Consider the following 13,859-nt stretch of genomic DNA (forward strand, 5'->3'; position numbering starts at 1 on the left):
CATCGCATTGCGCCCGGCCCACCGGCTCGCGCCTAGCGCGGCTTCCAGGTCAACCCGTCGGTCGAACGGTATTCCGGCGTGCCGGTGCAGCAGCCGCCGGCGCCGAACGCCTGGCGGCCAAGAAAGACCGTCACGCCGCCCTTGGTCGCCGTCAGTTCCTGACGGATGCAGCTGGTGGGCAGCGGATAGAAATCGCCTTCCAGCACCAGCGTCCAGGCGACGTTATCGCCCTCTGCCGGATCCACCTTGTAGACCTTGCATTCATGCACGAGCAGGTGGATGGGCTTGCCCGCCAACGTGCCCTTGAACTGGAGCCGGGGCGGCGTTTGCTGGGTGGCCAGGGTCTCGGCGGTGTACTTGGAGCCGGCGGGCGGCGGCGGCAGCGACGGCTCGCAACCGGCCAGCGCCAGGGCCATGCACACGGCCAGGGCCAGGCGGCGGGTGGCGCGTGGCATGGCGGCTGCCCTGTCAGGCCACGTTGGCATAGCGTTGTTCAAGGTAGGCAATGATGTCGTTGGACTCGTACATCCAGCGCGTGCCGTCCGCGTCATCGATGCGCAGGCAAGGCACCTTGACCTTGCCGCCGCCAGCCTGCAATTCGGCGCGCGCCTGGGGATCGCCCTTGGCATCGCGCAGCGCAACGGGCACGTTCAAGCGGTGGAAGGCGCGCCGCGTCTTGACGCAGAACGGGCAGGCATGGAATTGGTAGAGCGACAGCGCGGCCGCCTCGCGATTGACGGCGGCCTGGCCTTGCGCCGACCGCTGTTGCGGGCGCGGGCGGGTCAGCGCGTCGCCCAGGACAATCAGTTGACCCACACCGACACGCAGGGCTTTCACAATCATGGATGGCCACTTGAAACGAAGAAAGGCCTTGAGTCTAGCCCATTCGTGGCGGCAGGCGGGTTGCCCCCCTGCCACCGCCCCCTTCCCCGCGGCGAGCCCGCTGCCGGGCAGACCCGCCGCACACTGTCCTAGAACGGAATGGCCAGCTTGACGTAGAGCTGCTGGCCTTCCGGCCGGTTCTTGACCTGGAATTCCTGCTGCCACTTGGCGGTGAACAGCCAGCCCCGGTCGTTCATGTAGCGCACCGACGGGCCGACGCCAAAGGCGCGGGCGCGGCCGGCGGCGCTGTTGGGGCCGTTGTCGTCGGTGACCTGCTGGAAGGCATGGCCGCCCACGCCCAGCACCCACCCCTTGCCCACGCCCCAGCCCACCGCGTAGTCGGCGTGGATGGCCTGGCCCGAACGCGTGTCGGTGGCGGAATTGCGGAAGTTGAAGTCGTACATCACTTTCAGGTCGGCATTGAAGCCATCCGGACTGATGCGGCTGAGCGCGAACACGGGCTGCGCGGTCCAGTAGTTCTTGCCCAGGCTGGACGGATCGTTGCGGCTGTATTCGCCGGTGGGCGCGTACATGTCCAGCCCGACCACGTAGTGCAGCGATTCGGACAGGTGATAACCCAGCGCCACGCCCAGCGTCATGTCGCCCAGGCCCGTGCTGCGATGGCGCTGGCCGCCCGCCTTGAAGGTCACGTCCAGCAGCGGCGCAATCGCATGAAAGGCCAGCTGGCCGCCCAGTACCTGCTGCGGCGTCACCCAGATCAGGCGCGGGGCCAGCACGTTGACGTCGACCTTGAAGTCCGGCACCGGCAGGCGCTCGCCATCGTTGCCGCGCAGCTTGTCGTAGCGGGCGCCGCCGCCGTAGATCAGCATGTGCACGCCGGGCGGCGGCAGCGCGCCCGACATGAAGTTCTCCAGGCCGTCCGGATAGATGCCCAAGCCGCCGCCTTCCGTGGCGTGCGCCGCGTTGCCGGCCAGCGCCAATGCCGCGGCGCAGGCCAGCCGGCGTTTCAGGTGTCTCTTCATGTTCCGCTCCTGCCCCCGCGGGGCGCGAGATGTTGCGCGACGAGATAGCCGGAACCGCCGCCCAGTCCGGGACCCGGATGGGTGGCGGCGCCGATGTGGAAAAGATTGCGCAGCGGCGTGCGGTGGCCGCGCGCGCCATGGCCGCCGGCAAAGGGCCGCAGCCAGAAGAACTGGTCGGGCGAACAGACGCCCGCGTACGGATCGCCGCCCACCAGGTTGCAATTGAGCGCTTCCAGGTCGGCCGGGCTGTAGCTGCGGCGCCCGACGATGCGCGAGGCCAGCCCCGGCATGACCGATTCCAGGCGCGCCTGTACACGATCGGCCATGGCTTCGCGCAGCGCCTCGGTCCAGCGGCCATCGGCGGGCGGCGCGATCAGGCCGGCGGCATCGCCCTTGATGCGTACCGGCAGTTCCTGCATCTGCACCCACAGGATCCAGCCGCCGTCCGGCGCGCGCGACGGGTCCACCGCCGTGGGCTGGCCGATGGCCAGCGTGGGCCGTGCGGGCAACAGGCCGTTGTTGGCCTCGGTGACCGACGCGCAGACCTGTTCCATGCTGTCGGTCAGGTGCACCAGCGGTACGTGGCGCAGTTCCGGCGTCCGCCAATCGGGCGGCGCGTTCAACGCGAAATGGATCTGCATGCCGCCGCGGCCGTGGCGATAGCCGGCGGCGCGCTGGCGCACGGGTTCGGGCGCATCCGGCAGCAGCGTGCCGTAGAGCTGGCCGGGCGCCACGTTGCAGACCACCGCCTCGGTCGCGCGGAACTCGCGCCCCCCTGCCCGCACGCCCACCGCGCGGCGACGGCGGCCTGCACCCTGGGTCAGCACGCGTTCGACCGTGGTGTGGGTCAACAGCCGGCCGCCGTGCTGTTCGATCACCTTGGCCAGCGCGTCCACCACGCCTTGGCTGCCGCCTTTGACCACCGGCATGCCGCCGGCCACCACCGCGGCAAAGGTCAGCTTGCCGATCAGCGCCGAACAGGCATCGTCCGGACCCAGGCCGGTGTGCAGCACCCAGGGCGCGATCAGGGCGCGCGCGCCATCGGATTGCAGTTCGCGCTCGGACCAGCGGCGAAAGCTCTCCAGGGCATCGGCGGCAAAGCCCAGCAGCCCGTCCAGGCCGCGCCGGCGCCATTCCTTGAACAGCTGCTTGAGCATGCCGGCGCCGTAGGGGTTCTGGCCCAGCAGGCCGAAGGTCAGCGCCGCGTCGTCGCCGAACAGGCGCTGCGCCATGGCGCCAAAGGCCTGGCCGTCGCCGGGCGCCCAGGCGTCCAGCCGGCGCACGCTATCTTCGATGTCCTGCTTCAGGGCCACGCCGCTGCCGTCCGGCCGCACCAGACCGGTGGTGTAGCCGCACTGGGCGAATGCCAGTCCGGCAGCCTGCAAGGCGGGCTTGAGCGCCGCATACGCCGGGCTGCCGACGAACAGCGGATACCAGCTGGACAACACGTCGTGGCGATAGCCGGGAAACAGTTCCTCGGTACGGATGCAGCCACCCAGGCGGTCGTTGCGTTCCAGCACCAGCACCGATTTGCCGCGCTGCGCCAGCAAGGCGGCGCATACCAGCGAATTCATGCCGCTACCCACCACGATGATCTGGGGGTCGGCCGTTGAAGGTTGGGTCATGGGGGGATCCGTTCGATTGCGTCGGGGTCGGTTCGTGGACGTGGCGGCGCGCGTCAATTCGGTTGCAGCAATTCGGTGAACCGGCCCGCGTGGAACACCAGCGGCGTGGCGGCCACGCTGGCCACGCGCAGCACCCGGCCGAACAGCAGCAGGTGGTCGCCCGCCGGGCTCTGCTGGTCGTTGGCGCAGACCAGCGTGGCCACCGCGCCGACGATGGCGGGCACGCCCTCGGGCACTTCGTGCAGCGCGGTGCCGTCGAACTTGTCGGGCACCGCCGGGTCGGCAAAGCGCCGCGCCAGCGCTTCCTGGCCGCAGGCCAGCACGCTGATGGTGAAGTGGCGGCAATCACGAAACGCCGCCAGGTTGGGCGAGCGGTTCACCAGGCTCCACAGCACCAGCGGCGGATCCAGCGACAGGGACGCGAACGAATTGATGGTCAGCCCGACCTTGCGGCCGTCCGGACAGCGCGTGGCCACGATGGCCACGCCGGTCGGGTAGCTGCCCAGCACGCCGCGCAGGACCTTGGGGTGCAGGTCGGTGCTGCCCCAGTCCAGGGCCGCCATCACGCCGCCGCCCGCGATGACTTGGCGGCAATGAAGGCCTCGCACGCCACCGGATCGCTCCACCACGGAAAGAAGCTGGGCGGATGGTTGAAGCCATTGGCCACGGCGTGGGCCAGGTCGGGCGCGTCCCCGGCGGCCTGCAGCAGCTGCAACAGATGCGGCGGCGGGGGCAGCAGCATCGAGTTGGTCCAGTCGACCACCGCGCTGGCGTAGTCCCAGAAGCGCTCGAAGGTCTGCTGCATCCACTGCGCCGTGAATTCGCCATCGCCGTGCGCCAGGATGGCGTCCAGGTAGACGGCGCAGGCCTTGGTGGCGTTGTTCGAGCCCTGGCCCGTGATCGGGTCGTTGGTGACCACGGCATCGCCCAGCCCGAACACCAGCCGGCCCGACGGCAGCGTCATCACCGGCTTGCGCACCGTGGGCGCGAAGCTGCCGGCCAGGATGCCGTTGGCGTCGGTCAGTTCCACCGACCCGCAGCGTTCGGCCTCCCAGGGCAGGAAGGTGTGCAGGATGTTCAGGCTTTGCAGCAGGTGTTCCTGCGGCGTCTTGATGTCGCGCCAGCAATCCATGGGGCCGCCGGGGACGCCTTCGAACACCATGATTTCGCAGGGGCCGCCGGTGGTCAGCGCGGGGAACACGAAGTATTCGCCCACGCCGGGAATCAGGTTGAAGGCCACCCGCGAGAATGCCGGCGCCGGCTTCATGCCGAACACGTAGGTCAGCGCCAGGGCGCGCTGCGGCGTGTCAAAGCGCGAGCGGACGACATCGCGCTCGAACAATTTGACGACGTCGCCCTTGCCGGCGGCCAGCAGCACCAGGTCGTGCGAGGCGGCCAGGATTTCCAGCTCGGCCACGCCGCCGTCCTGGATCAGCAGGCGGCCGCCGCGGGCCGCGAACAATTCCATCCAGGCGGGCATCTTGATGCGCTGGTCCACCGCCTGTGCCGGCCGGTCCAGGCGCGCGGCCCAGTCGATCAGTTTGTGGCCGGGGCGTTCGGGGTGCGGCACGGCCAGGCCAATGCCTTGCACGGGCGGGCACTGGGCCTCCCATTGGTTCAGGCCCAGGTCACGCTCGACCTGAAGCGAGGCATCGAACATGCATTGGCTGGACATGACCTTGCCCTGGCGGATGTGGTCCGGTTCGCGATTGGTGACCACGGTGACCTCGTAACCTTTGTCCAGCAGGCCCAGGGCCAGGGGCAGACCGGCCTGCCCTCCTCCGACGATGGCGATTCGACGCATGGGGTGTTCTCCTGTTTGGCTGCGGACCGCCGCGGTGGCGGACCGTTGCATGGGGTGCGCCGGATCGGCCCGGCGCGGGATGGGGGTCGGACGCGCCCTATTCGGCCAGGCGCGGGATGGCGGGGCGGGCCTGTTCGGGGCCCATGGCGGAATAGCCGCCGTCGGCGGCGTAGTCGGCGCCGGTGACGACGCTGGCGTGGTCCGACAGCAGAAAGGCCACGACCTCGGCGACTTCGGCGGGGTCGCCGACGCGGCCCAGGAGGTGGTAGTCGGCGGCCACGCGATCGGTCTTGGCGCGGTCGCCGCCGGTGATTTCGTCCATGACGCGAGACCAGGTCCAGCCGGGCGACACGGAGTTCACGCGGATGCGGTCGGCGGCATAGTCCATGGCGAGGCTGCGGGTGACTTGCAGCATGGCGGCCTTGGAGACGGGATAGAGCCAGCGGCCGGTCTGAGCGACGCGCGACGAGATGCTGGTGAAGTTGACGATGGCGCCCCCGCCTGCGGCGACGAGATGCGGGTGGACGGCGCGCGCGGCCATGACGGCGCTGACGACGTTGATGTCCAGGGCGCGCAGCCAGTCGGCGCGGCCGGAGGCGGCGCCGTCGTCGAGGTAGGTGGCCGCCAGGTTGACAAGGAAGTCGATGCGGCCGAAATGGGCGGCGGCATCGGCAACGCCGCGGGCAAGCTGGGCGTCGTCGGTGATGTCGACGGGCCAGTAGCGGATGCCGTCGGGGTCGGTGGCGGCCAGGCGTTGGCCGCCGGCAGTGTCGATGTCGAAGACGGCAACGCGTACGCCGTAGGCGCGCAAGGCGGCAACGACGCCGGCGCCGATGAGCGTGGCGCCGCCGGTGACGATGGCGGTTTTGTGAGCCAGACCTTTCATGGAGGTACCTCGTGTGGGGCGGGATGACGAGGCGGATGGTGGCTGGGTTGTGGCGAGGGGCGTTATCCGGATCTGGCGTTGGGTATCCGGGGGGTGCGGGGGAATGGGGGGAGTTGAGGTTTTTAGGAGGGATTGTCCGGGGGGTGCGGTGGGTATCCGGATTTGGCTGGGAGTGAGGGGTGCGATGGAGTGTGTATTCGTAGTACTACTTTTGTGCTTCTTTAAAACTCTTAGGTGATTTATTGGATTGTGTTGGTGAGATGGGGCTTGCGGAGACGGGGGCTACGTTGTGCCGGGGGGTGCGGTGCTGGACCTGTGGTCAGGGGATGGGATTTGCGGGGTCGCCGAATCGCGGCCGCGCGGGCGGCCACGATCGGCATTTGAGGTGTTGAATGTGGGGCGGCGTATTAGCCCACGCGGCGCCAGACGCTGGCTAGCCAGGGTTGTTGGTCTCGGGGGAGGCCTTCGGGGCGGTAGTAGTGTTCCAGTTCCTCAAAGCCGGCGGCTTGCAGCAGGGTGCGCCAGGTGTCCAGGTCGTGGTAGGCGCCGTAGCGGCCGCGGTTCCAGCCTTCCTGGTTGCCGCCGCGGGGGTTGGAGCTGAAGAGGATGCCTCGGGGTTTGAGGGTGGCGTGCAGGTCTTTGAGGACGCGGGGGAGTTCCTGGGTGGGGATGTGGAACAGGACGGCGTTGGCGAAGATGCCGTCGAAGCGGGCCGGTGGCAGGGACAGGTGCAGGAAGTCCTGGTGCCAGACGTCGCAGCCGCTGGCGTGGCGGGCCATGTCGACGAAGCTGGGGGTGCCGTCCAGGCCGACGGGGTGATGGCCAAGGGCGGCAAAGGTTTTCAGGTCGCGGCCGGGGCCGCAGCCCAGGTCCAGGATGTCCAGGGGCGCCTGGCCTTCGATGTGGCGCAGCAAGGCGGCGATGTTCTGGCTGACGTCGTGGTCGCGGGTGCCGGCCTCGAAGGACTGGGCGCTTTCTTCGTAGTGGGCCAGGGTCAGCGAGGTGATCTTGGCGAGGTCTTCGGCGTCGAGTTTCATAAGGGGATTGTGCCGTAGTTCGGAGGGCGTGCACGACATGGCAGACGATGGCGCCGGGACGAAGGCGACATGACGTTGACCCGGGTCCGCTCGAAAAAACGCCGCACACGTTGCCGTGCGCGGCGTTGACTGCTGGCGCGTGACCGCCGTCAGGCGGCCAGGCGGCCTTCGATCTTGACCTTGGTGGCCGGCAGGTCGTCGGGCAGGCCCTGGGCCAGCTGGCCGAACAGTTCGTCGTGCAGGGCCAGTTCGTCGCGCCAGGCGGTGGCGTCGACGGACATGACCTGGTCGAACTTGTCGGGGCTGAATTCCAGGCCGGTCCAGTCGATGTCCTTGTAGCTGGGGGACACGCCGAAGACCTGGTCGACGCCGCCGGCCTGGCCGTCGATGCGGCCGAGCATCCAGCGCAGCACGCGCATGTTTTCGCCGAAGCCGGGCCAGACGAACTTGCCGTCGGGGCCCTTGCGGAACCAGTTGACGCAGTAGATGCGCGGCAAGGTGGCGCCGGCGGCTTCGAGCTGCTTGCCCAGCTTGAGCCAGTGGTTGAAGTAGTCGCTCATGTTGTAGCCGCAGAACGGCAGCATGGCGAAGGGATCGCGGCGCACCACGCCCTGCTGGCCGACGGCGGCGGCGGTGGTTTCCGAGCCCATGGTGGCGGCCATGTAGACGCCTTCGACCCAGTTGCGCGCTTCGGTGACCAGCGGCACGGTGGTCGAGCGGCGGCCGCCGAAGATGAAGGCGTCGATGACCACGCCCTGGGGGTTTTCCCATTCGGGGTCGATGGACGGGCACTGCGCGGCCGGCGCGGTGAAGCGGGCGTTGGGGTGCGCGGCCTTGCGGCCGGTTTCGCGGGCGATGGCCGGGGTCCAGTCCTGCCCTTGCCAGTCGATCAGGTGCGCGGGCGGGGTGTCGGTCATGCCTTCCCACCAGACGTCGCCATCGTCGGTCAGGGCGACGTTGGTGAAGATGACGTTGGCCTTGAGCGTGGCCATGGCGTTGAAGTTGGTCTGCTCGCTGGTGCCCGGGGCCACGCCGAAATAGCCGGCCTCGGGGTTGATGGCGTGCAGGCGGCCGTCGGCGCCGGGCTTGATCCAGGCGATGTCGTCGCCGATGGTGGTGACCTTCCAGCCGTCCATGCCTTGCGGCGGGATCAGCATGGCGAAGTTGGTCTTGCCGCAGGCCGACGGAAACGCGGCGGCCACGTGGTATTTACGGCCCTTGGGCGAGGTGACGCCAAGGATCAGCATGTGTTCGGCCAGCCAGCCCTGGTCGCGTCCCATGGTGGACGCGATGCGCAGCGCGAAGCATTTCTTGCCCAGCAGCGCATTGCCGCCGTAGCCCGAGCCGAAGCTCCAGATTTCGCGGGTCTTGGGGAAGTGGACGATGTACTTGGTGGGGTTGCAGGGCCAGGCCACGTCGGCCTCGCCGGCGGCCAGGGGCTTGCCGACCGAGTGCACGCACGGCACGAATTCGCCGTCGGCGCCCAGCACGTCGTATACCTGCTTGCCCATGCGAGTCATGATGCGCATGTTGACGGCCACGTAGGGGCTGTCGGACAGTTCGACGCCGATGTGGGCGATGTCGGAGCCCAGCGGGCCCATCGAGAACGGCACCACGTACAGCGTGCGCCCGCGCATGGCGCCGTCGAACAGGCCATTGAGGGTGTCGCGCATTTCGGCGGGATCGGCCCAGTTGTTGGTGGGGCCGGCGTCTTCGGCGCGGTCCGAACAGATGAAGGTGCGGTCTTCGACACGCGCCACGTCGGACGGGTCGGAACAGGCCAGGAATGAATTGGGGCGCTTGGCGGGATTGAGCCGGCGCATCGTGCCGGACTGGACCATGAGTTCGCACAGGCGGTCGTATTCTTGCTGCGAACCATCGCACCACTCGACGCGGTCCGGCTTGGCCAGCGCCACCACGCTGGCGACCCAGTCGATCAGGCCGCGGTGCTTGACGTATGCGGGTACGTTCAAGGCCGCCAGGCCCCCGTCCAAGGGCTTATTCATTAGGGTTATCTCCATACTAGGGCTGATGGCGATACGGCCCCGTTTGCATGGGGCCGTATACATGTTTGCGCCATCATACTTGCAGCGCTGGGTCGCCCGTCAACCCGACCAGACGGACGAGATTGTCACGGGTTGAGACGGTCTACTCGTAGCGCCCGTCGCGCAGCGCCCTGCGGATGATCTTGCCCGTGGCCGTCGTTGGCAAAGTCGTTACAAAGCCGATCCGGCGCGGGTATTCGTGGGCCGCCAGGCGGGTGCGCACGTGGGCTTGCAGGGCCTTGACGAGCGTGTCGTCACCGTTGACGCCGTCGTGCAGCACGACATAGGCCATCACGACCTCGGTGCGCTCGGCGTCGGGCACGCCCACCACCGCCGCCATGCGCACCGCGGGGTGGCCGAGCAGGCAGTCTTCGATGGGCCCCGGGCCGATGCGGTAGCCCGCACTGGTGATCACGTCGTCGTTGCGGCCGACGAAGCGGATGAAGCCGTCCACATCGCGCACGCCCTGGTCGCCGGTCAGGAGATAATCGCCGGCGAACTTTTCGGCGGTGGCCCGGGGGTTGTTCCAGTAGCCCAGGAACATCACGGGGTCGGGCCGCAATACGCCGATATTGCCCTCTTGGCCATCGGCCATTTCGACCCCCTGGTCATCCACGATGGCGACCCGATGGCCGGGTGCCGCGCGGCCGATGGCGCCGATGCACGGCTCGAACAGCGACGAGCACGACGACACCAGCATGTTGCACTCGGTCTGGCCGTAGAACTCGTTGATGGTCACGCCCAGCACGCGCCGGCCCCAGTCGATCAGCTCGGCGCCCAGCGATTCGCCGCCGCTGGCCACCGAGAGCAGCGCCAGCGCGCCGGGCGCGGGCGGCTGGGCCATGCCGCGCATCATCTTCAGCGCGGTCGGCGGCAGGAAGGTATGCGTGACCCCATGGCGCGCCATCAGGTCGAAGGCCGCCGCACCATCGAATTTCTCGAAGCGCCGCGCCAGCACCGGCACGCCGTGGTGCCAGGCCGGCAGCAGAACGTCCAGCAGACCGCCGATCCAGGCCCAGTCGGCCGGCGTCCACATCAGCGCGGCGTGCTCCGGGAAGAATTCGTGCGACATCTCCACGCCCGGCAGGTGCCCCAGCAGCACGCGGTGCGCATGCAGCGCGCCCTTGGGTTTACCGGTGGTGCCCGACGTGTAGATGATGACGGCGGGGTCGTCGGCCGCGGTGTCCACGGGGTCGAACGCGTCCGATTCGGCGTCCAGCGCGGCATGGAACGCCAGCGCCCCGCCCTCGCCCGCACCGTCGATGCAATAGACGACCTTCAGGTCCGGCAGGCTGGCGCGGATCTCGGCCAGGCGACGGCAGCCTTCGGTGTCGGTCACCAGCGCCGTGGCGCCGCTGTCGGCCAGCCGGTACTGGATGGCGTCCACGCCGAACAGCGTGAAAAGCGGCACCGCCACGGCGCCCAGCTTGTACACACCGATGTGCGTCACCGCGGTCTCGGGCGCCTGCGGCAGGTACACGGCCACGCGGTCGCCGCGGCGCACGCCGTGGCGCCGCAGCGCATGGGCCAGCTGGTTCGAGCGCGCCTTGATCTGGTCGAAGCTGTAGCGCGTCTGCGTGCCGTCGTTCTTTTCATGGATGAGCGCCAGGCGGCCGCTGCCGTCGGCCCACTTGTCGCAGGCGTCCACGCCGATGTTGTAGGCCGCGGGGATGCGCCACTGGAAGGTGTCCGCCAATTGCGCGTAGGTGTCGGTTCTGGACAGCATGATGATTTCGTCTCCGTGTCGTTATTCTTGTGTTCGTGTCGTTATGATAGGGGCCGTCGACCACTGCAAAGGCCCCTCGCCCCGCCACCGCACCCATGGAAAAAACCGCTCCCGTCCCGATGCGCCGCCTGCCGGCCAGCGCCAAGTCCGAACAACGGATACGGGACATCCTGCGGGCGGCGCGGCAGGTGTTTTCCGAAGCCGGCTTCCAGGCCGCCACCACCACCGAAATCGCGCAGCGGCTGGGCGTGTCCGAAGGCACGGTGTTCACCTATTTTGGCGGCAAGCGCGAATTGTGCGTGCGCGTCATCAGCGACTGGTACGACGAGATCATCGCCAAGGTCGAAGACAGGCTGCCGCACGTGCAAGGCCCGCGGGCCCAGCTGCATTACCTGGTGCATGCCCATCTGCGCCATCTGCTGGCCGAAGGCACCGGGCTGTGCGCCTTCATCCTGTCCGAAGGCCGCGCCCGCAACGACGACTTCGGCGAGGTCTACGCCGGCCTGCAACGGCGCTACACCGCGCCGCTGATGCGCATCCTGGCGCAGGGCCAGGCCGACGGCCACATCCGCCAGGACATGCCGCTGCGGCTGTTGCGGTCGGCCGTGTACGGGCCGATGGAACACGTGCTCTGGGACGCCATCCTGCGCAATGCCAAGGTCGACGTGGCCGCCACCGCCGACCAGCTGGTCGACTTCCTGTGGCAGGCCCTGCAGCCGCCGCAGCGCGACGCGCTGGCGCTGGCGCGGTTTCGCGGCGAAGTGCAAGACGCCCTGCATCGGCTTCAATCTTCCGAAAACAAGGACGGCGGCAAATACTGAGGAAAGCCGTCGTAGGCCTGGCTTCGTTGCGCGGGCGGCAGCGTCCACGAATGGCGCGCATTGGGCACGCCGCCATCCACCCGGATGACGCTGCCGTTGATGAAAGCGGCGGCCGGCGACAGCAGGAAAACCACCGCCGCCGCCAGTTCGGCCTCGGTGCCGAAGCGCTGCAGCGGCACCTTGGTCTTCAGCTCGCGCAGCACGGCGCGATAGTCCTCGTCGTAGCTGTCCATGCCGCTGGACGCGATCCAGCCGGGCGCCACCGCATTCACCCGCACGCCGGCATGGGCCCATTCACAGGCGGCCGTTTCGGTCAGGTTCCAGACGCCCGCGCGCGCCGCGCCCGAATGCCCCATGCCGGGCATGCCGCCCCAGATGTCGGCCAGCATGTTGACGATGGCTCCGCCGTGCTGGCGCATGTGCTGCACATAGACCTCGCGCGCCACCAGGAAAGTGCCGTGCAAGTTGTTCTGTACCACCGCATTCCAGCCATTGAAGCTGATGTCTTCCAGCGCTGCGGGAAACTGGCCGCCCGCGCAGTTGAACAGGCCGTCGATGGCGCCATGCGCGGCCAGGGCGTCGGCCACCACGCCGCGCACGCCGGTTTCGCCGCGGATGTCGCAGGCGTGCAGCGTGATGCGGCCAGCCGACTCGGGGTAGATGCCCACGATCTCGTCGCGCACGGCTGCCAGCTTTTCAGGCTTGCGGCCCACCAGCGCCAGGCCCGCGCCCAGCGCGGCCAATTCATGCGCGGTGCAGCGGCCCAGGCCGCTGCCGCCGCCCGTGACCATGATGGTCTGGCCATCGAACAGGCCGGGCCGGAACACCGACGCATAGCGCGCCGCGGCGTCGCGGGTGGGGGCATGGCTCATGTCTCGCTCCATCGTTCCATTTTATTGAGGATAACTCAATATTTACCCTCGTCACATCGTATATCCACGTTTCACCCTATGGATTCAATTGTGACGTTCAGGTTATTAATTGAGCACAAATCAATAAACAGGAGACCCGCATGCCCCAGCCCGCCCCGCTCGAGGTCGTGCTCGATGGCCCCGTCGCCCGCCTGACCCTGAATCGGCCCGACGTGCGCAACGCCTTCGACGAGACCTTGATCGCGGCCCTGACCACGGCGCTGCAACAGGCCGGCGCCGACCCGGCGGTGCGCGTGGTGCTGCTGACCGGCGCGGGCAAGGCCTTCTGCGCGGGCGGCGACCTGAACTGGATGCGCAAGATGGCCACGCTTGCCGACGCCGACAACCGCGCCGACGCCACCCGCCTGGCCGACATGCTGCGCGCGGTCTGGTCCTGCCCCAAGCCGGTGGTGGCCGCCGTCAATGGCGACGCGTATGCGGGCGGCCTGGGGCTGGTGGCAGCATGCGACATCGCGGTGGCCGCCGACCACGCCCACTTCTGCCTGTCGGAAACCCGCCTGGGGCTGCTGCCCGCCACCATCAGCCCCTACGTCATCCGCGCCCTGGGCGAACGCGCGGCCAACCGATACTTCCTGACCGCCGAACGCTTCGACGCCGCCGCCGCGTTTCGCATGGGCTTGCTGCACGGCGTGGTGCCGGCCGACCGCCTGCACACCGAGGCCGAGGCGATCTGCCGCACGCTGTGCGACAACGGCCCCCAGGCGGTGCAGGCCAGCAAGCGGCTGGTGCGCGACTTCGCCGGCCAGCCGCTGGACGCTGCGCTGATCGCCGATTCGGTCGAACGCATTGCCGCCGTGCGCCGTTCGGACGAAGCGCGCGAAGGCGTCGGCGCATTCCTGGAAAAGCGCGAGCCGGCCTGGCGCCAGCGATGACGCGGCGGGCGGTGAGCGGGAACTGCATGCCATAATCGCCGATGCCTTTCCCGCAACACCCCCAGCCTTACGTCATGCCCGCCTCCTCTCCTGCTTCGCCCGCCCCCGTCTTCCCCCCGCTGAACGCCGACCGCCTGTGGGCTCGCGTCGAAGCGCTGTCGCGCTTCACCCTGCCCGACCAGCCCTGGACTCGCCGCGCGTTCTCGCCGCTGTTCCAGGAAGCGCGCCAGTGGCTGCGCGCCGAAT

13 protein-coding genes and 1 pseudogene are annotated in these 13,859 nt (G+C 68.7%); 3 read left to right on the top strand and 11 right to left on the bottom strand.

Translation table 11 applies throughout. The features are described from left to right. Nucleotides 1–32: 32 nt before the first annotated feature. The 10 genes from AC6LJ2_RS03295 to AC6LJ2_RS03340 all read right to left on the bottom strand — a co-directional run bounded on the left by AC6LJ2_RS03295 (nucleotide 33) and on the right by AC6LJ2_RS03340 (nucleotide 10,988). Nucleotides 33–455 carry a hypothetical protein gene (locus AC6LJ2_RS03295; protein ID WP_263911734.1) on the bottom strand — a complete coding sequence of 141 codons (423 nt, stop codon included), beginning with the start codon at nucleotides 453–455 and terminating at the stop codon, nucleotides 33–35. A 13-nt stretch (nucleotides 456–468) separates the two neighbouring features. Beyond that, nucleotides 469–843, bottom strand: coding sequence for a glutaredoxin family protein (locus AC6LJ2_RS03300; protein ID WP_445658704.1), 375 nt, complete (start codon nucleotides 841–843; stop codon nucleotides 469–471). A gap of 128 nt (nucleotides 844–971) precedes the next feature. After that, a complete protein-coding gene (locus AC6LJ2_RS03305) occupies nucleotides 972–1,865 on the bottom strand; it encodes a SphA family protein (protein ID WP_498150754.1) in 894 nt (297 codons plus the stop codon). Beyond that, nucleotides 1,862–3,490 (bottom strand): phytoene desaturase family protein, encoded by a 1,629-nt coding sequence (locus AC6LJ2_RS03310; RefSeq protein WP_498150755.1) that lies wholly within the window; start codon nucleotides 3,488–3,490, stop codon nucleotides 1,862–1,864. Before AC6LJ2_RS03310 ends, AC6LJ2_RS03305 begins: the two co-directional genes overlap by 4 nt. A 53-nt stretch (nucleotides 3,491–3,543) precedes the next feature. Further along, nucleotides 3,544–4,053 (bottom strand): flavin reductase family protein, encoded by a 510-nt coding sequence (locus tag AC6LJ2_RS03315; RefSeq protein ID WP_498150764.1) that lies wholly within the window; start codon nucleotides 4,051–4,053, stop codon nucleotides 3,544–3,546. Continuing rightward, nucleotides 4,053–5,294: a styrene monooxygenase/indole monooxygenase family protein gene (locus AC6LJ2_RS03320; RefSeq protein WP_498150756.1), complete on the bottom strand. Its 1,242-nt coding sequence runs from the start codon at nucleotides 5,292–5,294 to the stop codon at nucleotides 4,053–4,055. The genes AC6LJ2_RS03315 and AC6LJ2_RS03320 overlap by 1 nt, the downstream gene beginning before the upstream one ends. Nucleotides 5,295–5,391: 97 nt before the next feature. Continuing rightward, nucleotides 5,392–6,180 carry an SDR family oxidoreductase gene (locus tag AC6LJ2_RS03325; protein WP_263911726.1) on the bottom strand — a complete coding sequence of 263 codons (789 nt, stop codon included), beginning with the start codon at nucleotides 6,178–6,180 and terminating at the stop codon, nucleotides 5,392–5,394. Between the two features lie 407 nt (nucleotides 6,181–6,587). Next, nucleotides 6,588–7,217: a class I SAM-dependent DNA methyltransferase gene (locus tag AC6LJ2_RS03330; RefSeq protein ID WP_445658700.1), complete on the bottom strand. Its 630-nt coding sequence runs from the start codon at nucleotides 7,215–7,217 to the stop codon at nucleotides 6,588–6,590. Nucleotides 7,218–7,366: 149 nt separating this feature from the next. Further along, nucleotides 7,367–9,223: a phosphoenolpyruvate carboxykinase (GTP) gene (locus tag AC6LJ2_RS03335; RefSeq protein ID WP_263911722.1), complete on the bottom strand. Its 1,857-nt coding sequence runs from the start codon at nucleotides 9,221–9,223 to the stop codon at nucleotides 7,367–7,369. Between the two features lie 142 nt (nucleotides 9,224–9,365). Continuing rightward, nucleotides 9,366–10,988, bottom strand: coding sequence for an acyl-CoA synthetase (locus AC6LJ2_RS03340; protein ID WP_498150757.1), 1,623 nt, complete (start codon nucleotides 10,986–10,988; stop codon nucleotides 9,366–9,368). A 95-nt stretch (nucleotides 10,989–11,083) separates the two neighbouring features. On the opposite strand from AC6LJ2_RS03340, the gene AC6LJ2_RS03345 reads away from it, so the two are divergent. Continuing rightward, entirely contained in the window at nucleotides 11,084–11,809 is a 726-nt protein-coding gene (locus AC6LJ2_RS03345; RefSeq protein ID WP_498150758.1) for a TetR/AcrR family transcriptional regulator, read from the top strand. Here AC6LJ2_RS03345 and AC6LJ2_RS03350 read toward each other — a convergent pair. Further along, nucleotides 11,773–12,681: an SDR family oxidoreductase gene (locus AC6LJ2_RS03350; protein ID WP_263911717.1), complete on the bottom strand. Its 909-nt coding sequence runs from the start codon at nucleotides 12,679–12,681 to the stop codon at nucleotides 11,773–11,775. The two genes, AC6LJ2_RS03345 and AC6LJ2_RS03350, sit on opposite strands and share 37 nt — an antisense overlap. A 140-nt stretch (nucleotides 12,682–12,821) precedes the next feature. Here AC6LJ2_RS03350 and AC6LJ2_RS03355 point away from each other — a divergent pair, with 140 nt between their 5' ends. Then, nucleotides 12,822–13,613, top strand: a complete 792-nt coding sequence (locus AC6LJ2_RS03355; RefSeq protein WP_263911716.1) for an enoyl-CoA hydratase/isomerase family protein — start codon at nucleotides 12,822–12,824, stop codon at nucleotides 13,611–13,613. Between the two features lie 74 nt (nucleotides 13,614–13,687). Then, nucleotides 13,688–13,859: pseudogene (locus tag AC6LJ2_RS03360) on the top strand (Zn-dependent hydrolase); the annotation flags it as partial.

The sequence above is a fragment of the Achromobacter sp. 1014246743 genome, from assembly GCF_059760725.1.